The sequence below is a fragment of the Limosilactobacillus sp. genome, from assembly GCF_022651205.1.
Taxonomy (GTDB): domain Bacteria; phylum Bacillota; class Bacilli; order Lactobacillales; family Lactobacillaceae; genus Limosilactobacillus.
The window spans coordinates 1-25,348 of sequence record NZ_JALCQI010000023.1 but is presented as its reverse complement, the minus strand read 5'-3'; the positions used below and the strand labels follow the sequence as shown (position 1 = coordinate 25,348).

Here is a 25,348-nt window from a genome sequence, read left to right as displayed (position 1 = left end):
TTGCTTCAAATCGTAATGATTGAAGACCCTACACATTTGATTCGTCGAAACTTTGTTCAGTTTTCAAAGGTCTACCTTAACTGTCATTTAAGTGACAGTTAACATTAATAATTATATCAGATGCTCATCATCAATGTCAACAACTAATTTGAAGAAGTTATCAAACTAAGTTATCAACCATTGCCTCACAAGCAACTTTTATAATATATCATGTTGCTATAACCAAGTCAACAACTAATTTCAATCAACTTGATGAAATAAATCATTGCCTTACAGACAACGTTAATAACTATAACCTGTTCTCTACATAGTGTCAACATCTTTTTTAAATAATCCTGCAGATATTTCATCTAATCATTCTTAAGGTTTGGCAAATCAGTTAAATTAGGGCTTCACAAAGCTATAGGTGGTTGATAAACTTACTAAGTATTGTGATTTTTTAAAAGGAGTTAATCAATGATTTCAACACTAATTGATTTTGTTTTACATATTGATACTCACCTAATTCAAATAGTAAATAATTTCGGTGATACAACTTACCTAATTCTCTTCGCGATTATCTTTATTGAAACCGGGGCAGTGATCCTCCCATTTTTGCCTGGTGACTCACTTCTCTTTGCGGCTAGTGCGCTTGCAGCCAATCCACAATATCACCTTAATATTTGGATCTTTATTTTTACTTTCCTTGCCGCGTGCCTTTTTGGTGATTCACTAAACTTCTACATCGGTCACAAGATAGGAAAAGGACTATCCAATCATTCTCTATTTGGTAAATTAATTGATAAAGATAGTCTTGCTAAAGCTGAACTATTTTTCGAAAAGCATGGGGCGCCAGCAATCATTCTTGCTCGTTACATGCCAATAATTAGGACCTTTGCTCCATTTGCAGCTGCTGGTTCCGGCTTTCCTTACAGGAAGTTTATTCGTAACAGTATTTTAGGATGTGTTTCTTGGGTTGCGATCTGCTGCGCTGCAGGCTACTTTTTCGGTAACCTTCCATTTGTTCAAGAACATTTCTCAATTATCATCATCGCAATTATAGTTGTTACCCTAATTCCGGCAGTGGTTAGTTACTTAAAGTCTAAATTTGCCTCTAAATAAATTCCGCCGATTATAGTACCTAATTAAAATTAGAATCAAAATTACGGTTCCAAAACAAATACAGAATAATTCTAGGAAAAACGATGGTGGCATGGCCAGGATAATAGGATCAACTTTCGGGTTAAAAATCCAATCGCGATTACTACCAAACAGTAAATAATGAAAATTAACGAAGCTACTCTCAAAATTAACTAAGGTTAAGCCGATAAACATCAACAAAAAAATACAAACGTAATTAATAAGCGAAATCAACCAAAGGAGTTGACTTCGCTTTTTTATATTCCTGCTATTTATGATAATCATCCCCCAGCAAACGGGGCAAAGTATTTCGTTAGCGATTAATAAACGACGAACCATTTGAAAATGCATGGTCGCACTATTACTAATCGGCAAATATTGCAATTTAAGCTGGGAAACAAACGGATACTGAAGATACATTAATAAATGACGATAATCGCTTAAGATTTCTGCTTGCGTAACACTACCATACTTAAATGAGTGGAGGAGAAAAATAGAAATATTCGTTGTAATAATTACCGCAATTGAAAATGCTGCAAGAAGGTATATCAGCACTTCGCAGGCACTTTTCATAAAGACTCGCATTATTCGACCTTCCAGTCATCTAAGCTATCAACTTGATGGGTTGGCTGAATTGCTTTCTTTCTCACATCCGCTTTAGTGGATAATCCAGAATACACTAAAAGACTATCAATGCCGAAATTAATTGCTGCCTGAATATCAGTATCATAATTGTCCCCAACCATTACAACCTGCTCCTTAGTAAGGCCGCTCTTCTTTAATGCCATTGCCATAATAATCTTTTCTGGTTTACCAATCATAATCGGCTTTTCCTGGGTAGCGTATTCTACTAGTTTAACTAGGGAGCCAGCTCCTGGAACCATCCCCCGTTGGTTTGGCAGGTTACTATCGGCATTTGTCCCGATAAATGTAGCCCCATCCCGAATCAGTAACACTGCTGTCGCTAATTTATCATAGGTCACTTCTGAATCTAACCCCACCACTACATAGTCCGGCGAATCAGAAGTAAGGATGAATTTTCTGTTAACAAGTGCCTCACGCAATCCGGATTCGCCAACGACATATACACGACGCTTATTACCGGCAATTTGATCCAGGTAGTCTGCGGTTGCTAATGCCGTGGTATATACGTTTTCACTTGTGGCATTAATCCCGTGATTTTGGGTTAAATTGTTCGCAACAAATTCTGGTGAACGTGTACTATTGTTAGTCACAAACAATACCTGCTTATTTGCCTGTTGAAGGCGACTAATAAACCGTGCCGCTGCGGGGATTCGTTTAGTCCCCTTATACATAGTTCCATCGAGATCAATAAAATATCCTTGGTAGTTATTTTTCATTTTGACTCCTCTTTACCCGCTGGTGGATAACGAATTTTTGCTGATGATTACCAACTTTCACCCGCTTTGCCGTTTGATGATGTCGTTTCCGTGGCTCAGGCTGGTGAACTCTCCTTCTTCGTTCTTTGATTACTGGAGTGTGCCCTTTCCGACGCCGTCTGGTCCGTCGCTTTGGTAAACGAACATCACAATTTTGAACAATAAAGTATGAACAACCAAAATTACAATCCTCATACAGATAATCCTCAATTGTTGCTACTCCTTGTTCTGGACGGAATAGAGGGTTGTCTGGATCATAAAAGCCCTTAAGCCGTAACTGATCATAGCCCCAATCGCCAACAATATAGTCATACTTATTTAAGACATTACTGAACCGCTTGGCCAGTTCTTCACCATTAAAACCATCTCGGTAATTTTTTAATAATTTATATTGATGACCATTTAAGAGAAATTCTTCCCCAGTTTGCTCTTCATAATGATATAAGTTAACACGTTGATCCTCACGTTGATCGATGTATTCTTGTATTTTTGCCCGATTCAATCACTTCACCTCATTTAATCCATTAATTTAAATAATAACATGGATCTCATCCTCGCTTAGCAAAATCATCTGCTTTTCCTTCAACCATTTTTTCAACCTGTGTAAAGGTTAAAGGTGTCCCAAAGGAAATTTCCTCCGGCAGCAAATAATCAAACTCTGGTGAATCAATACCAACGTTAATATTCTCCTTTGCCGGGACAGCGTAATGATGGATATGTCCATGAAGATTAATAATTTGCGGTGCAATTCCTAGCATTAATGGGTAGTGGGTCAGATAATATTGACGATGATCGTATTTTAATAGCACTCCCACGTCATGAAAAGTAAACTTTGGCTTGCCATTAAAAGAATAGTTATTCTTCTCAATGTACTTAAATAGTGCCCGTGGATCATGGTTCCCCTTGATTAAGATCAAATGACCATTTAATGAGTTAAGGATGTCGAAGATCCTTTCATATGCCCTAGTTTGTGGCTTCTCAAAATAAACGGCAATGTCTCCAAGGTGGTAAACAATATCGTCTTTACCAACCCGCTCGTTCCAGTTTTCAACAATTGTCTGATCCATTTGCTTAACCGTCAAAAAAGGGCGCGGAGCAAACTTATCAATTCCTAATAAATGCTCATCTAAAAAATGAGTATCCGCCGTGACAAATTTCATTTTTACAGCTCTAGCCCTTGTTTAAAGTTTAAATAAAAATAAATCGACAGTCAGTGCGGAAATTCCGGTGACTATCGATTTTATAATAAATTACTTGCTTTGCTTCTTCAAGCGTTCAATATCACGAACGATCATTAACTCCTCGTCAGTAGGAATTAACAATGTCTTGATCTTAGCATCAGGTGTGGACAAATCACGTTCAACACCATGGCAGTTATTCTTTTCTTGATCAATCTTAATACCGAAGTAAGCGAGCTTATCTGTAACCATCTTCCGAATTGGAACACTATTTTCACCAACACCTGCAGTGAAGACGATTGCATCTGCACCACCCATTTCAGCAATGTAAGCACCAACGTACCGTACAATTCTGTTAACGTAAATATCAAGGGTCAGTTGAGCACGCTTATTACCCTTATCAGCGGTAGCTAAAATATCACGCATATCTGGTGAAATTCCAGAAATTCCCTTAATACCAGATTCGTGATTCAAAATGTCGATCATTTCTTCAGAAGTCTTACCTAACTTCTCTTGAACAAACGCAACAAGAGATGGATCAACATCCCCCGAACGGGTTGCCATCGTGATTCCAGCTAATGGTGAGAAGCCCATTGAAGTATCATATGACTTACCATCCTTAACGGCAGTGATTGATGCACCGGCACCAATATGCATTGTGATTAGCTTCAGATCCTCTAATGGCTTTCCAAGCATTTCAGCAGCACGACCAGCAACATAACGGTGGCTTGTTCCGTGAGCACCATACTTCCGGGCACCGTACTTTTCATACCATTCGTAAGGAACACTGTAGAGGGCATTCTTCTTTGGCATATTAACGTGGAATGAAGTATCAAATACGGCCACTGCAAATGCATTTGGCAATACCTTCCGGAACTCCTTAATTCCTACTAATTCAGCAGGATCATGTAATGGAGCATATTCAGCTAAACTATCAATCTTTGCAATTACGTCATCGTTAATTACTGCGGAGTCCTTAAAGTATTCACCACCAGCAACAACACGGTGACCAACCGCGGTAATTTCATTATAACTCTTAACAATATCAAGGTTAATCAGTTGATCGAGGAGGTACTTAACAGCGGTACCATGATCTGGAAATGCACGTTCTTCTTCATGCTTTTGGCCATCACCATACTTAATCTTTGCGTGGCCCATTTTTTCGCCAATTCGTTCAATTGTCCCTTCAGCAACAACATCTTCACTTGGCATATCAAACAACTTAAACTTCAGTGTTGAACTTCCGGCATTAACTGCAATTGTCTTTGACATGTGATAACGTCCCTTCTATTTATTAATACTTTTTACAACCCAATCGTCAATTTCCCGCATAAAACGAGTAAACATACCCTTATCCTTAAACGAAGGAAATTCACCGAGAAGAACCTTTGGCGCTTGCTTACTATTACCCCCATGACGTTGCAATAGTAAAATTGACTTTTGCGCCGCCGGATTAGCAAATAACTCACTTGGCAAGTTAACAAATCCCTGTAAATAAGCTACAGAATGAATCCATTTAACAAATTCTGCGGTCTCCTTCGTTTGAAATAGACTACTTGGAACGAGAAAGACACCGAAGCTCCCCGGCTTAAGGTAGTTTACCGACTGTTCAATCAGTAAATGATGAACAAATGAATGTCCTTCCTTAGCTCTCGTCTGGTATCCTTCAGTATTCTTATCAAGCGGATAATAGCCAATCGGTAAATCACTAACTGCTAAATCACATTGTGGAATATCCAATGCATTGATCGAATCTTGGTGAAATAACTCAACGTTAGCATGTTGCAATGCAACATTAACGCTTGCCACGCCAAGCATTGAATCATCATTATCAATCCCAAAGCCACGAACATTTTCATGTTCATCTTTATCCAGTTGATTAATAACGGTTGTTAACAGGTTAGCTGTACCAACCGCAGGATCAAAAATAGTCTCTGGCTTTGCATTTCGTGTTACCTTTTCAATTAAGGATGTCATCAAAAGGCCAATTGTATCAGGCGTCATCTGATGATTAGCTTGAATTGCATCTTTACGAATAACTTTCAAAAAACTCAATTGAATTAATCGGCGAATTACTTCTGCTTTAACGTCATTCAGATTAAGTTGATTATAAAGTCCCGTTAGCTTTGCCTGTGTTTCTTTGTCTGGAACCCCATCTTCAACGCGAACAGTATTATTATCAATAATGTTCTCCGCATTTTCTAGCATTGCGTCAAGGTATGAACTATTTAACGCAGCTTGAAGAAGTGTTGTCCCCTGATCAAATAACTCAAACAATTTCTGAACTGATTGTTGTGACAGTATAGGTCACCTCCATTACATTACAATCATCTTTAAGTTTAACGATTCTGTCTATTAAATTCAAGGTAACGCTTAAGTACCGAACTTTATTTAGTTATTTTGGCCTTAATTTGGCTATTTGTTCCTGAATTTGTGAATATTTTCTTTTGGGTCATTATTTGAATTATTTAGGTTTTGTTTAATTTGGCTTTGTAGTTTTTGCATTATTTCACGATTGACTTCAGACTGTTGTTTCTGGTATTGAAATTCAAAAATCACCACTCCGGTAGAAATTATTAATAATATTAGACTAATCAGTAGAGCATATCCCGGACAAGTTACCTGGATCTTCTTTCTTTTCATAAAACCTTACCACCCCTAATAATTGCTGACCATTCTTTCGGCGTGCCCGAATTTCTACTCGTGAACCAGACAATCGACAAAACGTTGTCGAACCAGCTTTTATATCAGCAAATAAAAGCATGTAACCGCCCCGATTTACCCGACTTAAGTAAAGCTGATCGGTTGCCCGTAACTCATAACTTGCTCCTGAAGTTTGACTTGCTAATTGTAACTTTCGTTGTGAAACCTCTTCAATTGTAAATTGATGATTGGGAGACTCTAATTCAGCTAAACAAAGGTACCAATCAAGGGGGCGTTCAAGATGATTAGTGGTACTAGATTTGATTACTCTTATTTGGAAAGAAACTAAAACCGTGATTAACGACATTATGATTAAAGCAACCAAGCATTCTACTAAAGTAAAAGCCCCATTTCTACTCATTTTGTTACCTCCAATATTCTTTCCCCTTGGAGGTAAACAACCACCTGCCTTGAAGAGGCCACAACACTATACTCATTACGCCGTAAATAAATTGGATGATGCGTTACAGCAAGTTCATCCGTTGCCTCTTTGGCGAGCCTGCTAGCTACCAAATTAGTTTGAAGACGCTTATTTTGCTGCATCATGCACTGGTGACAAGTCAAGGTAAAGGTAATACTTAAAGAAACAATCGTTAAAGCAACCAAACTGTCAGCTAATATAAATGCGTCCTTTTTATTTTGTCTCAATATGATACCCTCCACCTGCTAGTTGGATCCGAACAAAATATGTTCGGTGGTTAATTGAAGACTGAAATTCTTGTGTTCGTGGTTTAGTATACCCATCCTCATGCATCTTAAAGGAATCAAATTGCCTTACAAGCAACGTTTCTGGAACCGGTAATTCATCTTTTCGTGGTTGAGCCTTTTCAAGCCAATAAAATTCAATTTGATAAGCAGAAGGATCAAAAGTTACCTCCGTTTCAATCTGTTTAGTTTTTGCCCGAACTTGGGCTGCCTGCCACTCCTGTTGAAACTTATTCCAAAATTCATGCTCCGCAACTACCTGCCGGCTTCGTACTAAGCTAGGAAAAGTAAATGTAATAATCATTGCTGATAGCACTAAAACAATCAACACTTCAAGAATGGTAAACGCCTCGCGCTTCACCGCTTAATAACCTTCCCGTCAACAATCACAATATGCTGTTCATGTGCCTTTTTAACCTGAGCAGCGGTTAAATACTTTGCATCCCGCAATTCTTCTAAACTAACATTCTCGCTTCCACCATCGTTTTCATACTCATCAACTTGCGTTTGAACAACAGAAATCATCGCATCACGATGGACTTTCTTCGCATTTTTCCGTTGTGCTGTTAAGTTCGGCAAAACAATTAAAATTAATAAGCTAATAATAAATAAGACAATTGACATTTCTAGTAAAGTAAACGCCTCGCGCTTTTTAAACATTAAATGACCCCCTGTACCGAATGATAGATAGGCAATAGTAGCCGTAAATAAAGAGCGATAATAACTAACGCAACAATGCCAAAAATAATTGGCTGTACCAACATGAGTAACCGTTCAATTCGCTTAGTTAACCGTTGAAATAAAATATTAGTCAAAGCAGATAGGTCTTTTCCTAAATCCGCTAATGTTGAACCCTTTTCTGCAATCACAGCGAGTTCTCGTGGCAAAAACGAAACATGGCGCATAATTTTAGTTAGGTCCTGACCTAGCTTAGCCTCATCCCTAACCATTCTTCCTAATAACGCTAAGAATCCTTCTCCCTGGTCTTTTTCAAGAGTTACACAGATCTCGTTCAACGTCAGTCCATGACGAATCATCATTGCTAAGTTCGTTACAACATAGTAACCATAAAATAGCCGATAACATTTTCCTACAATCGGGAGTGAACAATAAACATTGACCTTTTGTAATTGATTTAACTTTCTCCACCGTATAAGTGCAAAGCCACTCATAACCAGAGACGCACCGCAAAAATAAGCTCCCGTCTCGATTACGTAATTACCAATTCTCCCCGAAGTCTCTGTTCCCCACTGGGACAGTTCAGGAAAAACAAAAATTTTAAGTGTAATCATTAGGGCCATCAATAACCCGATTAAAATTAACGGGTACTGCAATAACGTTATTAATTTTTGCCGTTGTTTTTCCCGAAGCATCATTACCCTGCCGACTTCTTGGAGGCACTCCTCAAGATTACCATGCTGTTCGGCTAACAATAATTGGTAATACAGGGTTGGTTTAATATACGGCCTTAGGCATTCCGCAAACGTCTTTCCTTCACCCATCAATAAATTAATTTTTTGAAAGAGATTTACCTGTTTTTTTGAAATCGTCCCCGAAAATTCAATTGCGTGCCTTAGTGAAAAGCCACTTTTTAATAAATCGGCAATTAATAGTAACCACTCCGCTTGATCACGATGGTTAAACTTAACCGTTTTGATACTTTTTGTAATTTGCCAATGAGATTTTTCCTTCCTGAAATAGTTTTTCAAGTTGACTAAGCCATTCATTGCCCATCCCCCGTGTTTCTTCCTGATCAACTGCCAGCGAAAGTTCTTCACCACTTAACAAGTCAAATAATAATGAGTCCCCATTAGTTAGAGGTAAAAGTCGTTGGTAACAAACTCCTGTCAATACTTGCTTCAAATAATATTGTTCAACTCCTAATTGACGCATTCTTGCAATTACCCCACATACATTAACCGCATGGACCGTTGCTAATACAAGGTGACCACTTAAGGCTGCCTGAACAGCTAAGTTGGCCGTTTCTGCATCCCGAATCTCGCCAATAATAAAGTCATCAGGGCGGTGTCTTAAGCCAACCTTTAATAGCTCTTGATATTCCATTCCCGCTTTCTGATTTACCTGTAGCTGCAAGAAATTTGCCTCTTCGATTTCCACTGGATCCTCAATTGTCATTACTAGTTCAGTTTCTGCTAGTTCTTTTGCTAAACGGTACATTGTGGTTGTCTTTCCTGATCCCATCGGTCCCGCGAAAAGAATCAATCCCCGACGATGAGTCAAACGAGAAATTCGTTGCCACTGTTCTGGCATGATTACCCGATAGTCTAAATTCACTAGTGAATAGATAAAACGAATAACCAGTGACTCCTGTCCACGATAATTGCCCACCGTTGATAACCGTAAGTCAATCATCGAATTACCTGTTTGCCACTTTAATGCCCCAATCTGCGGCCGGCGATGTTCACTTACAGTCATGTTCCCGCGGTATTTAAAATAAGCAATCATCTGTTGACCATTCTCCATGGATAACTCATCTACCTTCACCTTTTCTCCCTTAACACAAAGTAATATTCGATACTTATCTTGATAAGGAAGAATAAATAAGTCAGAACTCCGCCTGTTAATTGCATCATTAATCAATTCTTGAAATTTTTTCATTCTTTCACCTCCCTAATATAAAAGAACGTAATTAATTGGTAATTTCACTTTTAAAATATCAAAGAGGCCGGATTAATTTCCGGCCTCTTCGCACATATAAAAATAAGACGTAGGGTTCAATAAAATGAACTCTACGCCTTCTATAATTAATTATTCTGCATCTTCTGGTAATTGACCAGCTTCATAAATATCCGCAACGTCGTCGTTAGCAGTTAATTCATCAATAAGGTGGTTGTATTGCTTAACCTTATCTTCTGGAACTGCAGTCCGGTTTTGTGGGATCATAGTTACTTCAGCAGTATCTAACTCGTAACCCTTTTCTTGCAAAGCATCACGAACACTTGTCATGTTACTTGGATCGGTAAAGATTTGGAACTTTTCATCAGTTGCCTTCATATCATCAGCACCCGCATCAAGGGCATCCATCAACATGTCATCTTCACTCTTGTCGAGATCTTCACGAAGGATTTCAATTAATCCCTTCCGATCAAACATGTATGAAACTGAACCACTAGCTCCAAGTGAACCACCCGCGTGAGTAAATGCTGAACGCACTGCTGCAGCGGTCCGGTTCTTATTATCAGTCAAAGCAGATACCATGACTGCAACACCACCTGGTGCATAACCTTCGTAGGTAACTTCTTCGAACTTTGCACCACCGATACCAGAAGCCTTAGCAATTGCCCGATCAATGTTCTTCTTTGGCATGTTAGCGGCATGAGCCTTGTCAATTACCAACCGTAATTGGGCATTGTTCGCTGGATCAGGGTCACCTGCTTTAGCTGCTTGGTACAAATCACGTGAGATCTTTTGGAAAATCTTACCACGCTTAGCATCTTGGGCGTTCTTCCGTCCCTGAATGTTATGCCATTTTGAATGTCCTGACATTACTGACTCCTCTTTTCTTAATTAATGTGATAAACAGGTAGATTTTAGCAGATATCCCCACTAAATTCAAGGTTAGCGTCCCCTGAATACTTTAATGGTTATCCGCCAACCAAATAAAGCAATTGTTAATATTAACAAAATCAACCAATAATTAGTTGACCGAGAATAAAAATCTGTTGCTAACTGTGCTGTGAAAGAACTGTAGTCTGGATAGTAAGCACCAATTGCAGTTACTACTCCCCGAAGGCCTAATATTATACCGTAAAGGAAAACTGAGCTCCACAGAGCAATCCAGGAAAAGGATCGAATAACGTGTTTCTTTAGGATTGAGGTTAGCAACATCAGAATTAACCCAATCGAAGAAACCAGCATTATAAAATGAACAACCGTTTTAGCAATTGAGATTGCCCCTGTAAACTGCTTGACCTGTGGAGTATTAAGTTGCTGATTAACCGTATTTGAAATACCACTGTTAATATTTGATTCCACTGAACTAGAAAGTTGACCAGTTATCCCATACTGCGAAGCCGCCTGAGATACTGAATTATTCAAATTGCCCAAGACAGGTTGCAAGTTAAGGTCGATCGATTCACCAGAATAAACCTGGTCAACGGCCTGAGTAATTAATTTATTCGCTTCATGTTCTGAAACGGCTCCGGTCGACACTCCATAACGTGAAAGTTCACTATTCACATTCTCCATCAACGTTTCCGATAAATTTGAATGAGTAATCTCATGCTTTACAAACTTAGAAGAAAGAATTGTTTGGTTTAAAATTAGTGCAGTCATCAATAACGCCACTAAGATAGTTCCCCAAACAATAAATACGGGATGGCGACGAACATGCTCCCGATTGTTCTTTTGTTTTTCCTGTCGCTTGTTTTCACGTCGAATTGCACTTCGCGATTCCACGATCTTATTAGCTCCGGCGTGTTGATTGCCGCTCAGCAATTCCATGATCAAGAATTACATCATCATTATCACTCACTTCACCATCCATCATCTTAGTTAATAGACGCATTGAGATGGCACCAATGTCATAAAGTGGTTGGGTAATTGATGTTAAAGTTGGCCGAGTGATTTTAGCGTACGTCGTATCATTAGACGTAATAATTTCAAAGTCATCAGGAACCTTAACTCCATTATCGGTTAAACCGTTTAATAGACCAGCAGCAAGGTCATCATCACTAACATAGGCTGCATTAATTCCTTGTTCTACAAGATGACTTGCTTGTTCATAGGCCCGGTTATAATCACCGTTAGTTTCAATCACATACTTAGATTCAAATGGGATGTTGTGTTCTGCCAACGCTTCTTTATAACCAGCAAGGCGGTATTTAGAATTAATTGAATAATCCAATGAGCTAACCACAAAAGCAACCCGATCATCATTATGTTCCAATAAGTAGTTAGTTGCTTCTTTGGCAGCACTTTGATAATCAATTCGAACGGTTGCTAACTGGTCATCATTAACAATTGATCCCGATACAACTACCGGAGTATTTGATGCCTCAAATTCCTGTTGCAACTCTGCCGACATGTCATGACCCATGAAGATAATCCCATCAACCTGCTTTGCCAGAAGGCTCCGGGCAACCTTTAAGATCTTGTCGTCGTTAAAGTCCGAGTTAGTCAAAATAATATTATATTTATACATGGTTGCAATATCATCAATCCCTAATGCTAATTCGGCAAAGTATGGATTAGTAACACTTGGAATAATCACACCAACCGTTGTGGTCTTCTTGGAAGCTAAACCACGAGCAACCGCATTAGGACGGTAGTTTAACTTCTTAATTACATCAAGCACCTTTTGCCGGGTTTCTGGTTTAACGTTTGGATTACCATTAACAACTCGTGAAACGGTTGCCATTGAGACTCGTGCTTCACGCGCAACAGTATAAATCGTTACTGCTTGTTTTTCCATATTGATAGCCCTTTCTTCGTTGTTATCATTTGTTTTCATATTTTTTCATAACCACAATACTATCAGATTAATCTTGCTTTGGCAAACGTTGTCATAAAATTGTAAAAAAGTGGGCCACATATTTTCAGAATTTTCTGAAAATTGAGGTCCACTTTATTGGATAGAAGCATACTGAATGCTCACGGTTAGTCCTGATTTTCTTTGTCTTTTTCTTCTGGAGCAGCTTCTTTTTCGTCAGTTGAATCTGCTTCATCTGATGAAGAAGTTGCATCAATAACGATATCTGGATCGGCACTCTTGGCAAGTTGTTCACGGATATCAGCGGTCTGTTGATCAAATTCATCATTGGTAAAGTGATCAACAACTTTGTTTGCCTTATCCTTAACCTTATCCGCCGTTGTCGTAAAGCGGTCACTCAAGCCGCTCAACTTATCGCTTGCTTCACTTTCAGCAAGTTTTTCGTCAATAATATCAAGAGCATTTAATGCGTAGTCAGTTGATGCATCAGCAAAATCGCTTACGTAAGAGCCAACATTTTCCTTGATATTCTTTTTTTGCTTATCTGATAAGCATTTCCAAGCAACATATGTAGCGGCACCACCAAGAATGGTTCCTAACAATAAATTCTTACTCATTATTCATCCATCTCCTTTGCCTTCTTTGCCTGTCGATGTTGACGGAACTTCCGCCATGCACCCATTACAACAGCTTGCGTTGCCATTTTAGAAAAGCCAGAAAGCTTATTCTGTCGTTCCTCATGACGCTCAACAAAGTTATTTACCGCTTCATTGACATTTGAAACACTTTGACCAACATCTGCTACTGCTTGAACTGCTGGATCAAGTTTAACGGACTTTTTATTCAGATCTGCTAACAAACTATTTGTATTACTAAGCAGCTTTTCAGTCTCCTTACTTAAAGTATCAACATCATCTGATAGCACCTTAACTGAGTCATTAGTTTCTTTAAGTACTTTACTTACATGACTAAGTGAAATACATGCAAAAATGACCAGAATAACAAATGCAATTGCTGCAATGAGGCCAGCTAATTCACCAATCGTCATTATTAGTCCCCTTCCTGTTTAGAAATCTCGATAATTATACCCACACTAGTAGAATAGCATACCTAACTCCCATTCGACAATTGATCCAATGACCTGTACAATAAAATGAGTATTTTAAAGGAGGATCACAATGAATTCGTTGGTTAATAAGCAAATGCAACAGGTTACGAAGGTCTTTACAGACTTGTCATGGCACGAAATTTCCCAACACTTTTTTAGCCGATTACTGTTAATTGCGGTGACAATTTTACTCTTTCTTGTCCTACTTTGGCTAGGAAGGATCATTATTGATCACGTATTCGCTGAATCTAACCACGTTAAGTTTCTGCAATCAAGTAACCGCATTGCGACAATCCATGCTCTTACGCTAAACATTTATCGCTATACTTGCTACTTTTTCCTGCTTTACGCCATTCTCTCAGAAATTGGCGTTCCTGTGGGGACATTAATCGCCGGGGCTGGAATCTTCAGTATCGCATTGGGACTTGGTGCACAGGGCTTTGTTAGCGATATGGTTACGGGGTTCTTTATTCTTCTTGAACAACAATTAGACGTTGGTGATGTTGTCCAAGTTGATTCCATTAAGGGAACTGTGACTGCTTTAGGCTTGCGGACTACCCAAATTACAAGTAGTGACGGAACGCTTAATTACATTCCTAACCGAAACATCACAACCGTTCAGAATTTTTCACGAAACAATATGGTTGCTAATGTTGATATTCGAATTTCTACTAAAGCCCCGTTAGATAAAATCGCCGAGATCATTAATGAAGAAAACAAGAAACTAGTATCCAGCATTCCAGAACTTCGCTCCACTCCGGTAGTCGTTGGTCCCGTAAATACCGGTGGTCAGCTAATCTTTCGGGTAACAATCACGACCAAGAATGGTGTTCAGGATAAGATTGCAAGTACCTTTCTTTCCGATTACCTAAAGGTATTACGTAAAAATAAGATCCCGCTTGGTTGGGATAATACTTTAACGCCAAACTTAAATAAGTAAAACAAGGGAGGTTCCAGTGTTCGACAAAGCCGAGCATTGGAGCCTCCCTACTTATTTTTAGGTGTTATCTTGTAAGTCTCACCAAAATTATGCAAAGTATAATTTACAGTTTTCAACAACTCACGACGCGTGACAATTCCGCAGAAAATTCCGTCTTTATTCACCACTGCTAAAAATGATTGGTCGAGAAGTAAATGTAAGTTCTTTTCGATCGCAAATGGATCCTGGATTACGGGAGCATCAGTTTGCATTACGTCAGCAACCGTTAGTTCATTTAATTTTTCAACATTAATTCGGTCCGTCTCCAAAAGTCTGTCGGTGATCATAGCTAAAGATAGTTGACCACGATACAGGTTTTCATTATCAACCACGATAATCTTAGCGTACCGGTCCTTTGTCAACACTAAGAAGGCGTGGCCAAGACTATTGTTAACATTAACCGTGGCTACTAGACTAGCGGGAATCATAAACTTATCCCGCCGCCGAAGAAGCATTTCCTGAAGGTGCTTTTCGATCATTAATTAATCTTCCCTTTCTCATAAATTCATTTTTAATTCCGCTTAAATTCAAAATGGAGTTCAGGGATTGGCAAGCAATTCCGGTTGTAGTAATCAACGATAAAATTATCAGCCGTGATATTGACTAGGGCAAATGTTCCGCCAATCTGCGAAAACTCTCCCCGAGGAAGACTAATGCTTCCTGGATTAATAAACAGGGTACCATTTTCTACCGTTACAGCTAATTGATGAGTATGACCATAACAAACCACCTGAGTGTTGAGTGATTGTGCCTTTAACATGAGTGGCGTTAATGAGTAATTCACTCGATCACGATCACCGTGAACCACCAAAAATTTGGTCTTCTCAATAACGAATTCTAATTGTGGCGGATAATTAAGGCCCCAATCATTATTCCCCTTGACCGCACGAAAATATTTCATTGGCGCGGTATTATCTTCTAATTCAGAGTCACCACAATGAATTAGGACATCCACTTGGTTAGCGAATTTCTCTTGAATATCTTTTAAAATCCTGCTATCGCCATGGTTATCACTAATAACTAATGCTTTCATTACTTATTCCACCATTCTGCAAAGTGATCAAGAAACTCTTTCAATGCTTCTCCACGATGACTAATTGCATTCTTTTGTTCCGCAGTCAACTCGGCCATGGAGCATCCATATTGTTCCACATAAAATAGCGGATCGTAGCCAAAGCCATTCTCACCTCGAGGCTTAGTCAAGATTCGCCCATTTACTCGACCATTAGCCACTAATTTTGCGCCATCAGGCTTCAAAGCAACAATCGTGGTGTGAAAGTGTGCCGTTCGTTTTCCAGTAGGAACCCCCTGCAACTCGTGGAGAAGCTTATTGTTATTTGCTTGATCATCATGGTCACCCGCGTAACGTGCTGAATGAACACCAGGAGCACCGTCTAATGCATCGACCACTAACCCAGAGTCATCCGCCATTACGGGAACTCCAAGTTTATCCATAACGGTTTGCGCCTTAATCGTGGCATTTTCTAAAAAGGTCGTCCCGTTCTCGTTAATCTTGATTGGTGTTGAAAAATCGGCAAGGGTTTTTACTTCAATATCGTATGGGGCAAACATTTCACGGTACTCTCTTGCTTTTCCCTGATTTTTAGTAGCAATTACTAAAGAATTCATTAGTTATCTCCCTCTAACTGTAGACTGTTACAACTATCATAATGGCCAGCCAGCCACTTATCCGCACCGGAAATCAGATCTTTGCGATCACCAGTCGAATATAATTGATAACTTGCGGGCTGATCACTTAATAATTGGTTTTTTGTTAAAAGCTTTTTGGCCTGATTGACCGTTTCTAGTGCCGGGTCAATTAGCTTAACATTGGGTCCCATCTTCTGTTTAATTTCATTAGTCAGGAATGGAAAGTGGGTACAACCTAAGATTAGGGCATCAACTGGTTGTTCATCAAAAATCGTTAATTGTTCATTAACCGTTTCTTGTGCTTCTGGGGTCCCCGTCTTCCCGTGCTCCACAATTGCAACTAATGGTTGTGTAGCCTTACTAATTACCTTAACACTTGGATTTAATTTTTGGAGCTCACGAACATAGGCCCCATCCTTAGTTGTTGATTCAGTCGCAATAACACCAATTCGTTGTACGTCACTATCAATTGCAGCTTTAGCGCCGGGATTAATTACACCAATAACTGGAATTGTTAGTTGCTGTTGAACTGTTGGTAACGCCGCAGCGGTAGCAGTATTACAAGCAATGATCATTAGCTTAACCGGTTGCGACTGCAAAAACTGTCCAATCTTAAGAACTAGTTGCCGAACTACTGATTGTGATTTAGTGCCATACGGAAAATGCCCCTCATCACCAACAAAAACAATGGATTCATTAGGAAGCTCGCGTTGAACCACCCGAACAACAGACAAACCGCCTAAGCCCGAATCCATAATACCAATTGGTCGATTATCCATTTTATCCACCTCATCTTCTAAGTATCCTTGAACCTTCATTATTTAATTTTCTCAAATCTTTTGCAAGTTTTCGAGTAAAATCCCCTTCTTTTCCCTAATTATTCAGTATAATAGTATTGATTCTTCAAAAGGAGTATTAGGTTAATGAGCCAAAAATTATACGATTCACTGTTAAATAGTAAACGTGGACTAATCAATGGTAGTCTCCGTGATGTTATCTTACCTGCCATCCTAGGTAAGGAAACAGATGAGATGCTCTATTGGATTGGGAAAGATATTGCTCGGCAGTTCCCCGTTGGCTCGATTGATGATCTTCAGTTAATTACTAACCAATTAGGCTTTGGAGACCTCTCTCTTCAAAAGAAATCGGCAACAAGTCAACTATGGAAACTTGGTGGCCCAATTGTTCAGGAACGAATTAACCAAAGCGGTGAACAAACATCCTTTGGCCTTGAGATGGGATTTCTTGCTCAAGAGATTGAATTTCAACTGATGACTGTAGCTGAAGCAGAAATCAGCGAACTAAAAAAGAATTGTGTGTTGATTGAAGTAAAGAACGATCCACAGAGCAATGCTGATAATGAGCGAACTGAATTAGTAACGTTCCTTGATCTTCATAATCATCAACCAGCAGATGATAAAGAGTAATATCACTAAATTACGAAAAAGGCGAGACCGGAGAAAACACCTTGTTTTCCGGTCTCGCTCTTTTTATTCCTTAATCATTAGCATATTGTTCCAGTAATTGCTTTAACTGTTCCTTTGAATGGTAACCAATCACCTTATCCACAACCTTGCCGTCTTTTTTAACTAGCAAAGTAGGAATACTCATGATTTGAAATTCTTGTGGAACTTCTTTATTTTGGTCGACGTCCATCTTGGTGAAATTAACGTTAGGCATTTCTTCAGATAATTTTTCAACAACTGGTGATTGCATCCGACAAGGGCCACACCATGTTGCCCAAAAGTCAGTTAAGCTTACCCCAGTTGCGGTATCCTGTTCAAAGGTTTGATCAGTTGTTACTTTAACAGTCATCTCAAATTCCTCCTCAATTGATTTAATCATAGTGTATCAAACTCTAACGAAGTTGTCAGAGAATATGCTTACTTTTTAGAAGTATTTATAAATTGACTATTGTAGCACCATCGCCACCATTATTCGGAGCAGCGTAGTCAAACGATTTTACCCGAGGATTAGAACGAAGATACTCTTGAGTTCCCTTTCTTAATGCACCAGTTCCTTTCCCGTGAATAATCGTTACGGTAGAAAGGTTATTTAGCAGTGCATGATCAATAAAGGCAGAAAGCTCGCTCATTGCTTGTTCATAACGATGACCACGAAGATCAAGTCGCGCACTGGTATGTCGTGTCTGGGTTGTTCGGACACCTGAAGAAACCTTCTCCTTAGCCCGTTCAGCCTTTTTTAGTTGTTTACGACTAATCTTTTCAAGATCATTTTCATCAATTTCCATTCGGAGAATCCCAATTTGGACTTCCCACTTATGCCGACCTCGTTTCGACAATAACTCTCCTTGCTGGCCATAGGACTTAACTAGTACTGCATCCCCAACATGAAGGTCGTGCTTCTCCTTAGCCCGACGAAGCACCGCATTCCTCTTTAGACGTGGATCTTCACGGTGAAGAGCATTCAGTGCTCCCTGGGCATCAATCAACTCATTTTCCTTAACACCCTGGCCCTGCTTTATTTCTAGCTGGCGAAGGTGGTGAATAATCCGGTCCGCCTTCTTCTTTGCCGTTGAAACTTCGTGGTTGGCCTCATTTCTTGCCTTAGCTAACAAGGAATCTCGTTGCTCATTAAACCGATCGAGCTTACTAGTAAGTTCTGCTTGCTTTTGGTGATTAGCAGCTAATAATTTTTGTAACCGTTCCTTTTCTTCACGAGCTGCCTTTCGTTGCTCAACTAATTCACCAATCATTTGGTTCAAATCTTGACTATCCTCACTTACTAAAGACTTCGATTCGTCAATAACCGTTGCGTTAATTCCCAGTCGTTGAGCAATTTCAATCCCGTTCGAACGACCCGGAATTCCCAATAGCAGGTGGTAAGTTGGCTTTAACGTTTCCTGATCAAACTCCATGCTAGCATTAAGTGTTCCCGGACGATCGTAGCCGTAAACTTTTAATTCAGGATAGTGGGTAGTAATTACAACCGTACTGTCCTTACTTGCAATATAATCCAAAATTGACATGGCAAGTGCCGCTCCTTCTTTAGGATCGGTTCCCGCACCTAATTCATCAAGCAGGACTAGACTACGATTAGTAATTCGTTCAAGAATCGACTTAACGTTCTCCATATGGCCAGAAAATGTACTCAGATTTTGTTCCAACGACTGCTCATCACCAATGTCTGCATAAATATCATCAAAGACACCAATCGTGCTACCTTCCTGTGCCGGAATAAATAACCCTGCTTGGCCCATCATCTGAATCAAGCCAAATGTTTTCAGAGTAATGGTTTTACCACCAGTGTTTGGTCCCGTAATAACAATTGTTCGATACTGATCGCCAACTTTAATATCGTTAGCAACGGCCTTTTGTGGATCAATCAGCGGGTGCCGAGCTTGGCGGATCATGACATGGTTATCCGCACTTAATAATGGCAAACTATCTTTATGATCCCGAGCAAAACGTGCCTTAGTGTTGATGAAATCAAGGTGACCCAAGATCTTAGCATTTTCGTTAATTTCATCCTGGTATGGAGAAATAAGGGCTGAAAGTTCTGCAAGGACCTCTAGAACAGCGTGCTTTTCTTCGACTTGTGCTTGGCGAAGGCGGTTGTTGTATTCAACTACTGCAGCCGGCTCAATATATAACGTCTGCCCACTAGCACTTTGGTCGTGGACAACTCCACCAAGCTTGTTGCGGTAACGGGCTAAGACGGGAACCACGTAACGATCATTACGAACGGTAACGATTGCGTCGCTTAAATACTTGGCGTTCCTTCCCTGAGTGAACCTTTCCATTTGGTGGTGGATCTCTGTCTCAGTCTTACTAATCAAGCGACGAATTCCGTGTAACTTTGTTGAAGCTTCATCCCTTACCCGACCATCTGGATCAATCGATTGAATCAGCCGTTTTGTGATCGAGGGAATTGTTATTAATTGCTGAACGGCATCATTGATTACCCGAAGTTCAAATTTTTTCTGTTCTTTAAATTCCACAAAAAAGTTTTTGACACTCATGCTAGTTTGTAGAACTTTGGTGATCTGGGCAAGCTCAGTTCCATTTAAATTAGCGTTAATCCGTAACCGTTTTAACTGAGGCTGAATGTTCTTTAATTTAGGGATTGGAATACCGCCAGTTAAACGTAAGATATCAGCCCCATCAGTAGTTTCATCTAACCAATATTGAATTTGATTGTAATCAGATGACGGTGTTAACTCGGCTAACTCATGTTTACCAGAAGCCGACACAAGATAATGGGCTAACTCATGCTTGATCTGATCAAATTCCATTGTTGAAATTGCTTTACGATCCACTGTTTTCTCCTTTCTAACCTAAAAGATTAATAACCGTTTGTGTTAAAAATGGTGTTTCCTTAATAATTACTTGGGCAATCTCTGAACTAGCTAGTTGAGCCTGCCACCAACCAGCAGGATATAGCTGCAAGACCATTAATAAAACAAAAAGTATGACATAGACAATTACTAAGTTCAATCCTGCTCCAAGCCAACGATCGATTATTCCTAATATTGGTAGCTTGGAAATCCACTTTAGCCTTCGTAATAGCAACTTTAAAATTGCAACGAAGATAGCAAAACCAATAATAAAGGCAATTCCCCGATAAAAGAACTGACTGAGATTCAGGCCAATCAGATCATTACCAGAAATAGCTGTCCCGTGGCTTATTTCAGGAAGGACCCCCGCTAACCAATCACCAATATGCGGAGCAAGATACTTAGCACCATAATAACTAATAATATACGTTAAAACAGAAAGAACCATTGATAATAGACCCTTTCGGTAACCGTGAACGATGCTAATAATTAATAATAACAAGATAATTGTTGAAAGAACCAACTCGTCTGTCTCTCCTTTAAGGGCATTCCAACATAAAAGACCGGGATCGTGAACACGTCACATCCCAGCCTCTTGATAGAATAAGATTAATCTTAAGCTTTAAAATTTCCATCATTATCCAAGAAAGTATTCAAAACTTCTTCAACCATATCCCATTCTTTATCATCTTCAATCGGTACTAAGTCCTCACCATCGCCATCTTTGTTATCAGCAATGATATAAGCTTGGATATCTACCGAATCATCGTTTTCCTGTTCAGCTGGATAAATAAAAATATATGACTTTCCCCAGTCATCCGAATCAAATGTAAACAGCTCTTTGAAAAGCTGTTCATTACCATTTTCGTCAACAAGGGTAATCATTTGGTCATCCGTATTTTGTTGCTTACTCATTAATCCTTACCTCATTTCAATTTTTGGACAAGTTTGCCGTGACGATCTAAGTAGCTTTGTAAGATAAAGGTAGCTGCCACTTCATCAATCACTTTTTTCTGTTTTGCTCGTGAGATGTCAGCTTCCTCAACCAACATCCGGTGAGCTTCAACAGTCGTTAAGCGCTCATCTTGGAAATCAACAGGGATCGTTGGAAACCGCTTCTTTAGCAATTCACCATAATGATGAGAAGCATCGACACGTGGTCCCTCAGTATTATTCATGTTCTTGGGTAGCCCAACCACAAAACCAGCAACCTGCTTTTGCTTAACAATCTCCGCAACTCGATCAATTCCAAAAACTTCTTCATCTTCATTAATTGGAATGATCTCGACAGCCTGTGCGGTCCATCCAAGGGGATCACTAACTGCAATTCCGACGGTTTTTGAGCCAACATCTAACCCTAATAATCTCATTTAGTTTCCCCATTGTTCTTCAAGTATGAACGAACTAATTCCTCAATAATTTCATCACGTTCATGTTGGCGAATGAGATTCCGCGCATCCTTTAACCGCGGAATGTAAGCAGGATCTCCGGAAAGAAGGTAACCAACAATTTGATTAATTGGGTTATACCCCTTTTCTTCTAGTGCCTCATAAACAGTTTTTAATGTTTGCTTAATATCTTCTTGACGGTTCTGACCAAAGTCAAAAAACATCGTCTTATCATTATTCCCTGACACACTTGTCACCTCCAGTGACTATTCATGGTTCAATTTTACTATACTCATCAATAAATCACAATTCACCAGCATTAAAAAATGTTACAGTCCAGTATACAAAAAGGTCTCTAGTATGTTCGGAAATTCCGAGCACGCTAGAGGCCTTCTTAAGCCCTTAGTTTCCTATTTTCAAAACTAATTAGTTAATTATTCAAATACGTAGCAGCTTGCTTTAAAGCATCCTGAATTCCTTCAGGTTTCTTTCCACCAGCTTGAGCAAGGTTTGGCCGACCGCCACCGCCACCATTAATAGCAGGGGCAATTGCCTTGATTAAGTCGCCAGCCTTTAGGCCACTCTTAACCTTATCATCACCTACAGCAACTAGTAGGTTAGCTTTACCATCATTAGCAGTTCCAAGAACAAGGACATCTGACAGTGACTTTGCCCGCCACTTATCTGCTAACTGACGTAACTGTCCCATTCCAGCAACTTGAACTTCGGCAGCAATCAAGCTTCCCTTTTCTGTCTTTTGAACATTTTCAAAGACACTGTTAGCCTGTTGAGCGGCAATCTTTGCTTGAAGTGCTTCACTCTGCTTTTGGGCTTCTTTAAGGTCGCTTTGTAATGCTTCAACCTGATGAGGAACTTCCTTAATCTGGGCAACCTTTAAATCACTAGCGACTTCGTTAAGGAGATCGTCTCGTCCTTGAAGGAATTTGAAGGCGTCACTCGATGTCACAGCTTCAATCCGCCGAACACCAGCACCAACACCACCTTCGGAAACAATCTTGAAGAGGCCAAGTTCATTAGTGTTCTTAACGTGATCACCACCACAGAATTCTGTGTTGTAATCACCGATCTTAACAACCCGAACCTTATCGCCGTACTTATCGGAGAAGAGTGCAATTGCTCCCATTTCCTTAGCGGAGTCAATATCGGTTTCAACTGTCTTAACCGGGATTTCCTTCCAAATTTGTTCATTAACCATTTGTTCAACCGCTTTAAGGTCCTTAGCAGTTACTTGACCAAAGTGGTTAAAGTCAAACCGTAAGTAATGTTCCTCAACTAATGAACCTGCTTGTTGAGTATGACCGCCAAGAACGTTCCGCAATGCTTGATCAAGCAGGTGGGTTGCGGTGTGGTTCTTTTCGATCTTGAGGTGACGAATCCGGTCAACAACCAACTTGTAACGGGCACCCTTCTTTAGTGGAGCATTTAATTCAACTCGATGAAGGTTTTGTTGGTTAGGTGCATGTTGAACGTCAACAACACGACCAACTGTTTTACCATAATTATCAATAATATTACCAGTATCAGCAACCTGACCACCCATCTCTGCGTAGAATGGGGTCTTGTCAAAGATTACTTCCACATTCTTATCGCCTGGTTGAGCTTCATCGGCTTGTTTACCATCGTGAGCCAAGCCAATGACCTTAGCGCCGTCAATGCTCAGATCAGTGTAACCAACGTATTGACTTTCTTCCTTGAAGTCGGTCCACAGGTCAGTCTGAACTCCCATTCCGTTATCCATGTCACGAGCGTTCCGGGCCCGGTTTTGCTGTTCAGTCATTGCAGCTTGGAAGCCCTTTTCATCAACAGTTAAGCCTTCATCACTCGCATATTCCTTAGTTAATTCAACAGGGAATCCATAGGTATCATAAAGCTTGAATGCCGTCCGACCGTCAATTTCATTGGTACCATCCTTCTTAGCAGTTGCGATCACATTATTTAGGAGGTTCAAACCACCATTCAATGTTGCACTGAAGCGATCTTCTTCGGACTTAATAACCGATGCAATGTAATCAGCATTTTCCAATACGTCTGGGTAGTAATCTTCCATAATCTTGCCAACCGTTGGGACCATCTTAGCAAGGAATGGTTCATCAATTCCTAACTTCTTTCCGGCAACAACGGCCCGACGAAGCAACCGCCGAATAACGTATCCTCGACCAACGTTTGAAGGAAGCGCACCATCGCCAATGGCAAAAGTAATTGTCCGAATATGGTCCGCAATGATCTTAAATTGGATGTCGTCTTCCTTGTTTTCACCGTACTTCTTGGTGCCACTAAATTTCTCTGTTTGCTTAATCAGTGGCATAAAGAGGTCGGTTTCAAAGTTAGTTGGGGCGTTTTCAAAAATTGAAACAACCCGTTCAAGTCCCATCCCGGTATCAATGTTCTTATGAGGAAGTGGTTCATAAGTATCTTCAGGAGTGTGGTTAAATTGACTGAACACAATGTTCCAAATTTCAAGGTAGCGTTCATTTTCACCACCAGGGTAATTTTCTGGATCGTCATCAGCTAAATTATTAAATTCTTGACCACGATCATAGAAGATCTCGGTATCTGGGCCAGAAGGACCCTGACCAATATCCCAGAAGTTATCTTCATCAGGGATCAAGTGATCCTTGGCCACCCCAACTTCACGCCACTTGTTATAAGCATCGTGATCCTTTGGGTAGTATGTGATGTAGAGTCGTTCTGGATCAAAGCCAAACCAATCATCACTTGTTAATAACTCCCAAGCCCATGGAATAACCTCGTTTTTGAAGTAATCACCAACTGAGAAGTTACCAAGCATTTCAAACATGGTATGGTGACGGGCAGTCTTCCCGACGTTTTCAATATCATTCGTCCGAATACTCTTCTGTGAACTAGTCATCCGCGGATTTTCTGGAACAACTTTTCCGTCAAAGTACTTCTTCATCGTTGCAACACCAGAGTTAATCCAAAGCAATGTTGGGTCATTAACCGGAACCAAAGAAGCACTTGGCATAATCTTATGACCGTGTTCTTCAAAGAATTTCAGGTACATTCGCCGTACCTGAGCACTATTCAGCTTCTTTAACTGCTTCATAATATCTCCCTTTCAAAAAAACAAAATCCATCCCTGCTTTCAGAGACGCCGAACTGACGCGGTACCACTCTGATTGCAACGATGGATTTCGTTAACCTCTTATTTCTTACCATCAAGGTAAGTTTGATATCTAATTTTACGAATGGGTAGCATCACTTAAAGCCCTATCAACTGTCACAGCAACCCAGTTGTCTCTGAAATAATGGTCTCAAATAATATGTCCCAAACGAACCATATTATAACGAATAATGTTCACAAGATCAACGGCTATTTCGTTCACGACG

31 protein-coding genes are annotated in these 25,348 nt (G+C 39.9%); 3 read left to right on the top strand and 28 right to left on the bottom strand.

The features are described from left to right. Positions 1-459 precede the first annotated feature (459 nt). Complete coding sequence (locus LKJ51_RS05720) at positions 460-1,101, top strand: VTT domain-containing protein (RefSeq protein WP_291979278.1); 642 nt, start codon at positions 460-462, stop codon at positions 1,099-1,101. Here the strand turns inward: LKJ51_RS05720 and LKJ51_RS05715 are convergent. The 17 genes from LKJ51_RS05715 to LKJ51_RS05635 form a co-directional block, all read right to left on the bottom strand. After that, positions 1,075-1,704, bottom strand: a complete 630-nt coding sequence (locus LKJ51_RS05715; RefSeq protein WP_291980160.1) for a TIGR01906 family membrane protein — start codon at positions 1,702-1,704, stop codon at positions 1,075-1,077. The two genes, LKJ51_RS05720 and LKJ51_RS05715, sit on opposite strands and share 27 nt — an antisense overlap. After that, positions 1,704-2,480 (bottom strand): TIGR01457 family HAD-type hydrolase, encoded by a 777-nt coding sequence (locus LKJ51_RS05710; protein WP_291980159.1) that lies wholly within the window; start codon positions 2,478-2,480, stop codon positions 1,704-1,706. Before LKJ51_RS05710 ends, LKJ51_RS05715 begins: the two co-directional genes overlap by 1 nt. Then, positions 2,470-3,021: a YutD family protein gene (locus tag LKJ51_RS05705; RefSeq protein WP_291979225.1), complete on the bottom strand. Its 552-nt coding sequence runs from the start codon at positions 3,019-3,021 to the stop codon at positions 2,470-2,472. The genes LKJ51_RS05710 and LKJ51_RS05705 overlap by 11 nt, the downstream gene beginning before the upstream one ends. 46 nt (positions 3,022-3,067) lie before the next feature. Continuing rightward, a complete protein-coding gene (locus tag LKJ51_RS05700; RefSeq protein ID WP_291979228.1) occupies positions 3,068-3,679 on the bottom strand; it encodes a metallophosphoesterase in 612 nt (203 codons plus the stop codon). Between the two features lie 90 nt (positions 3,680-3,769). Next, entirely contained in the window at positions 3,770-4,969 is a 1,200-nt protein-coding gene (locus tag LKJ51_RS05695) for an acetate/propionate family kinase (protein ID WP_291979230.1), read from the bottom strand. Positions 4,970-4,984: 15 nt separating this feature from the next. Further along, positions 4,985-5,974 carry a class I SAM-dependent methyltransferase gene (locus tag LKJ51_RS05690; protein ID WP_366017772.1) on the bottom strand — a complete coding sequence of 330 codons (990 nt, stop codon included), beginning with the start codon at positions 5,972-5,974 and terminating at the stop codon, positions 4,985-4,987. Positions 5,975-6,287: 313 nt separating this feature from the next. Next, the gene (locus tag LKJ51_RS05685) at positions 6,288-6,761 is read right to left on the bottom strand and encodes a prepilin-type N-terminal cleavage/methylation domain-containing protein (protein ID WP_291979232.1); all 474 of its coding nucleotides are present in this window, start codon (positions 6,759-6,761) and stop codon (positions 6,288-6,290) included. Further along, positions 6,758-7,048, bottom strand: coding sequence for a type II secretion system protein (locus tag LKJ51_RS05680; RefSeq protein WP_291979235.1), 291 nt, complete (start codon positions 7,046-7,048; stop codon positions 6,758-6,760). The genes LKJ51_RS05685 and LKJ51_RS05680 overlap by 4 nt, the downstream gene beginning before the upstream one ends. After that, on the bottom strand, positions 7,035-7,466 hold the full coding sequence (comGD, locus tag LKJ51_RS05675) for a competence type IV pilus minor pilin ComGD (protein ID WP_291979236.1): 432 nt from the start codon (positions 7,464-7,466) through the stop codon (positions 7,035-7,037). The genes LKJ51_RS05680 and comGD overlap by 14 nt, the downstream gene beginning before the upstream one ends. After that, on the bottom strand, positions 7,463-7,765 hold the full coding sequence (gene comGC / locus LKJ51_RS05670) for a competence type IV pilus major pilin ComGC (RefSeq protein WP_291979238.1): 303 nt from the start codon (positions 7,763-7,765) through the stop codon (positions 7,463-7,465). The genes comGD and comGC overlap by 4 nt, the downstream gene beginning before the upstream one ends. Then, a complete protein-coding gene (gene comGB / locus LKJ51_RS05665) occupies positions 7,765-8,832 on the bottom strand; it encodes a competence type IV pilus assembly protein ComGB (protein ID WP_291979240.1) in 1,068 nt (355 codons plus the stop codon). Before comGB ends, comGC begins: the two co-directional genes overlap by 1 nt. Beyond that, positions 8,750-9,724, bottom strand: a complete 975-nt coding sequence (gene comGA, locus LKJ51_RS05660; RefSeq protein WP_291979242.1) for a competence type IV pilus ATPase ComGA — start codon at positions 9,722-9,724, stop codon at positions 8,750-8,752. The genes comGB and comGA overlap by 83 nt, the downstream gene beginning before the upstream one ends. Before the next feature lie 150 nt (positions 9,725-9,874). After that, positions 9,875-10,612 carry a YebC/PmpR family DNA-binding transcriptional regulator gene (locus tag LKJ51_RS05655; RefSeq protein WP_291979244.1) on the bottom strand — a complete coding sequence of 246 codons (738 nt, stop codon included), beginning with the start codon at positions 10,610-10,612 and terminating at the stop codon, positions 9,875-9,877. A gap of 72 nt (positions 10,613-10,684) precedes the next feature. Further along, entirely contained in the window at positions 10,685-11,569 is an 885-nt protein-coding gene (locus tag LKJ51_RS05650; RefSeq protein ID WP_291980158.1) for a hypothetical protein, read from the bottom strand. Beyond that, positions 11,532-12,539 (bottom strand): catabolite control protein A, encoded by a 1,008-nt coding sequence (ccpA, locus tag LKJ51_RS05645; protein WP_291979248.1) that lies wholly within the window; start codon positions 12,537-12,539, stop codon positions 11,532-11,534. Before ccpA ends, LKJ51_RS05650 begins: the two co-directional genes overlap by 38 nt. A gap of 185 nt (positions 12,540-12,724) precedes the next feature. Then, positions 12,725-13,174, bottom strand: coding sequence for a hypothetical protein (locus LKJ51_RS05640; RefSeq protein ID WP_291979250.1), 450 nt, complete (start codon positions 13,172-13,174; stop codon positions 12,725-12,727). Next, positions 13,174-13,605, bottom strand: coding sequence for a DUF948 domain-containing protein (locus tag LKJ51_RS05635; protein ID WP_291979252.1), 432 nt, complete (start codon positions 13,603-13,605; stop codon positions 13,174-13,176). The genes LKJ51_RS05640 and LKJ51_RS05635 overlap by 1 nt, the downstream gene beginning before the upstream one ends. A gap of 130 nt (positions 13,606-13,735) precedes the next feature. Here LKJ51_RS05635 and LKJ51_RS05630 point away from each other — a divergent pair, with 130 nt between their 5' ends. Next, positions 13,736-14,605, top strand: a complete 870-nt coding sequence (locus LKJ51_RS05630; RefSeq protein WP_291979254.1) for a mechanosensitive ion channel family protein — start codon at positions 13,736-13,738, stop codon at positions 14,603-14,605. A gap of 47 nt (positions 14,606-14,652) precedes the next feature. Here LKJ51_RS05630 and cbpB read toward each other — a convergent pair whose 3' ends face one another. From cbpB to murI, 4 genes are read right to left on the bottom strand one after another with little or no spacing between them, the layout of a single operon-like run. Then, positions 14,653-15,123: a cyclic-di-AMP-binding protein CbpB gene (gene cbpB, locus LKJ51_RS05625; RefSeq protein WP_291979256.1), complete on the bottom strand. Its 471-nt coding sequence runs from the start codon at positions 15,121-15,123 to the stop codon at positions 14,653-14,655. A gap of 32 nt (positions 15,124-15,155) precedes the next feature. Then, the gene (locus tag LKJ51_RS05620; RefSeq protein ID WP_291979258.1) at positions 15,156-15,677 is read right to left on the bottom strand and encodes a metallophosphoesterase; all 522 of its coding nucleotides are present in this window, start codon (positions 15,675-15,677) and stop codon (positions 15,156-15,158) included. After that, on the bottom strand, positions 15,677-16,273 hold the full coding sequence (locus LKJ51_RS05615; RefSeq protein ID WP_291979260.1) for an XTP/dITP diphosphatase: 597 nt from the start codon (positions 16,271-16,273) through the stop codon (positions 15,677-15,679). Before LKJ51_RS05615 ends, LKJ51_RS05620 begins: the two co-directional genes overlap by 1 nt. Next, positions 16,273-17,073 (bottom strand): glutamate racemase, encoded by an 801-nt coding sequence (murI, locus tag LKJ51_RS05610; RefSeq protein ID WP_291979262.1) that lies wholly within the window; start codon positions 17,071-17,073, stop codon positions 16,273-16,275. The genes LKJ51_RS05615 and murI overlap by 1 nt, the downstream gene beginning before the upstream one ends. 144 nt (positions 17,074-17,217) lie before the next feature. On the opposite strand from murI, the gene LKJ51_RS05605 reads away from it, so the two are divergent. After that, entirely contained in the window at positions 17,218-17,721 is a 504-nt protein-coding gene (locus tag LKJ51_RS05605; RefSeq protein ID WP_291979264.1) for a YslB family protein, read from the top strand. A 70-nt stretch (positions 17,722-17,791) separates the two neighbouring features. Here LKJ51_RS05605 and trxA read toward each other — a convergent pair whose 3' ends face one another. The 7 genes from trxA to alaS all read right to left on the bottom strand — a co-directional run bounded on the left by trxA (position 17,792) and on the right by alaS (position 25,064). After that, the gene (trxA, locus tag LKJ51_RS05600; RefSeq protein WP_291979266.1) at positions 17,792-18,109 is read right to left on the bottom strand and encodes a thioredoxin; all 318 of its coding nucleotides are present in this window, start codon (positions 18,107-18,109) and stop codon (positions 17,792-17,794) included. A gap of 85 nt (positions 18,110-18,194) precedes the next feature. After that, a complete protein-coding gene (locus LKJ51_RS05595; protein WP_291979268.1) occupies positions 18,195-20,573 on the bottom strand; it encodes an endonuclease MutS2 in 2,379 nt (792 codons plus the stop codon). Between the two features lie 13 nt (positions 20,574-20,586). Continuing rightward, positions 20,587-21,114: a CvpA family protein gene (locus tag LKJ51_RS05590; RefSeq protein WP_291979269.1), complete on the bottom strand. Its 528-nt coding sequence runs from the start codon at positions 21,112-21,114 to the stop codon at positions 20,587-20,589. Positions 21,115-21,206: 92 nt separating this feature from the next. Further along, positions 21,207-21,506, bottom strand: coding sequence for a DUF1292 domain-containing protein (locus tag LKJ51_RS05585; RefSeq protein ID WP_291979270.1), 300 nt, complete (start codon positions 21,504-21,506; stop codon positions 21,207-21,209). An 11-nt stretch (positions 21,507-21,517) separates the two neighbouring features. Then, positions 21,518-21,961 (bottom strand): Holliday junction resolvase RuvX, encoded by a 444-nt coding sequence (gene ruvX, locus LKJ51_RS05580; protein ID WP_291979271.1) that lies wholly within the window; start codon positions 21,959-21,961, stop codon positions 21,518-21,520. Continuing rightward, the gene (locus LKJ51_RS05575) at positions 21,958-22,203 is read right to left on the bottom strand and encodes an IreB family regulatory phosphoprotein (RefSeq protein WP_291979280.1); all 246 of its coding nucleotides are present in this window, start codon (positions 22,201-22,203) and stop codon (positions 21,958-21,960) included. Before LKJ51_RS05575 ends, ruvX begins: the two co-directional genes overlap by 4 nt. A gap of 206 nt (positions 22,204-22,409) precedes the next feature. Then, positions 22,410-25,064: an alanine--tRNA ligase gene (gene alaS, locus LKJ51_RS05570; protein WP_291979272.1), complete on the bottom strand. Its 2,655-nt coding sequence runs from the start codon at positions 25,062-25,064 to the stop codon at positions 22,410-22,412. Between the last annotated feature and the right edge of the window lie 284 nt (positions 25,065-25,348).

Bases quoted from the DNA above. Each gene is read 5' to 3' on its own strand.
- LKJ51_RS05715 (WP_291980160.1), bottom strand. From the start codon at position 1,704: ATGCGAGTCTTTATGAAAAGTGCCTGCGAAGTGCTGATATACCTTCTT.
- LKJ51_RS05710 (WP_291980159.1), bottom strand. From the start codon at position 2,480: ATGAAAAATAACTACCAAGGATATTTTATTGATCTCGATGGAACTATG.
- LKJ51_RS05700 (WP_291979228.1), bottom strand. From the start codon at position 3,679: ATGAAATTTGTCACGGCGGATACTCATTTTTTAGATGAGCATTTATTA.
- LKJ51_RS05695 (WP_291979230.1), bottom strand. From the start codon at position 4,969: ATGTCAAAGACAATTGCAGTTAATGCCGGAAGTTCAACACTGAAGTTT.
- LKJ51_RS05685 (WP_291979232.1), bottom strand. From the start codon at position 6,761: ATGAGTAGAAATGGGGCTTTTACTTTAGTAGAATGCTTGGTTGCTTTA.
- comGC (WP_291979238.1), bottom strand. From the start codon at position 7,765: ATGTTTAAAAAGCGCGAGGCGTTTACTTTACTAGAAATGTCAATTGTC.
- comGB (WP_291979240.1), bottom strand. From the start codon at position 8,832: ATGAATGGCTTAGTCAACTTGAAAAACTATTTCAGGAAGGAAAAATCT.
- comGA (WP_291979242.1), bottom strand. From the start codon at position 9,724: ATGAAAAAATTTCAAGAATTGATTAATGATGCAATTAACAGGCGGAGT.
- LKJ51_RS05655 (WP_291979244.1), bottom strand. From the start codon at position 10,612: ATGTCAGGACATTCAAAATGGCATAACATTCAGGGACGGAAGAACGCC.
- LKJ51_RS05650 (WP_291980158.1), bottom strand. From the start codon at position 11,569: ATGGAATTGCTGAGCGGCAATCAACACGCCGGAGCTAATAAGATCGTG.
- ccpA (WP_291979248.1), bottom strand. From the start codon at position 12,539: ATGGAAAAACAAGCAGTAACGATTTATACTGTTGCGCGTGAAGCACGA.
- LKJ51_RS05640 (WP_291979250.1), bottom strand. From the start codon at position 13,174: ATGAGTAAGAATTTATTGTTAGGAACCATTCTTGGTGGTGCCGCTACA.
- LKJ51_RS05635 (WP_291979252.1), bottom strand. From the start codon at position 13,605: ATGACGATTGGTGAATTAGCTGGCCTCATTGCAGCAATTGCATTTGTT.
- LKJ51_RS05630 (WP_291979254.1), top strand. From the start codon at position 13,736: ATGAATTCGTTGGTTAATAAGCAAATGCAACAGGTTACGAAGGTCTTT.
- cbpB (WP_291979256.1), bottom strand. From the start codon at position 15,123: ATGATCGAAAAGCACCTTCAGGAAATGCTTCTTCGGCGGCGGGATAAG.
- LKJ51_RS05620 (WP_291979258.1), bottom strand. From the start codon at position 15,677: ATGAAAGCATTAGTTATTAGTGATAACCATGGCGATAGCAGGATTTTA.
- LKJ51_RS05615 (WP_291979260.1), bottom strand. From the start codon at position 16,273: ATGAATTCTTTAGTAATTGCTACTAAAAATCAGGGAAAAGCAAGAGAG.
- murI (WP_291979262.1), bottom strand. From the start codon at position 17,073: ATGGATAATCGACCAATTGGTATTATGGATTCGGGCTTAGGCGGTTTG.
- LKJ51_RS05605 (WP_291979264.1), top strand. From the start codon at position 17,218: ATGAGCCAAAAATTATACGATTCACTGTTAAATAGTAAACGTGGACTA.
- trxA (WP_291979266.1), bottom strand. From the start codon at position 18,109: ATGACTGTTAAAGTAACAACTGATCAAACCTTTGAACAGGATACCGCA.
- LKJ51_RS05585 (WP_291979270.1), bottom strand. From the start codon at position 21,506: ATGAGTAAGCAACAAAATACGGATGACCAAATGATTACCCTTGTTGAC.
- ruvX (WP_291979271.1), bottom strand. From the start codon at position 21,961: ATGAGATTATTAGGGTTAGATGTTGGCTCAAAAACCGTCGGAATTGCA.
- LKJ51_RS05575 (WP_291979280.1), bottom strand. From the start codon at position 22,203: ATGTTTTTTGACTTTGGTCAGAACCGTCAAGAAGATATTAAGCAAACA.
- alaS (WP_291979272.1), bottom strand. From the start codon at position 25,064: ATGAAGCAGTTAAAGAAGCTGAATAGTGCTCAGGTACGGCGAATGTAC.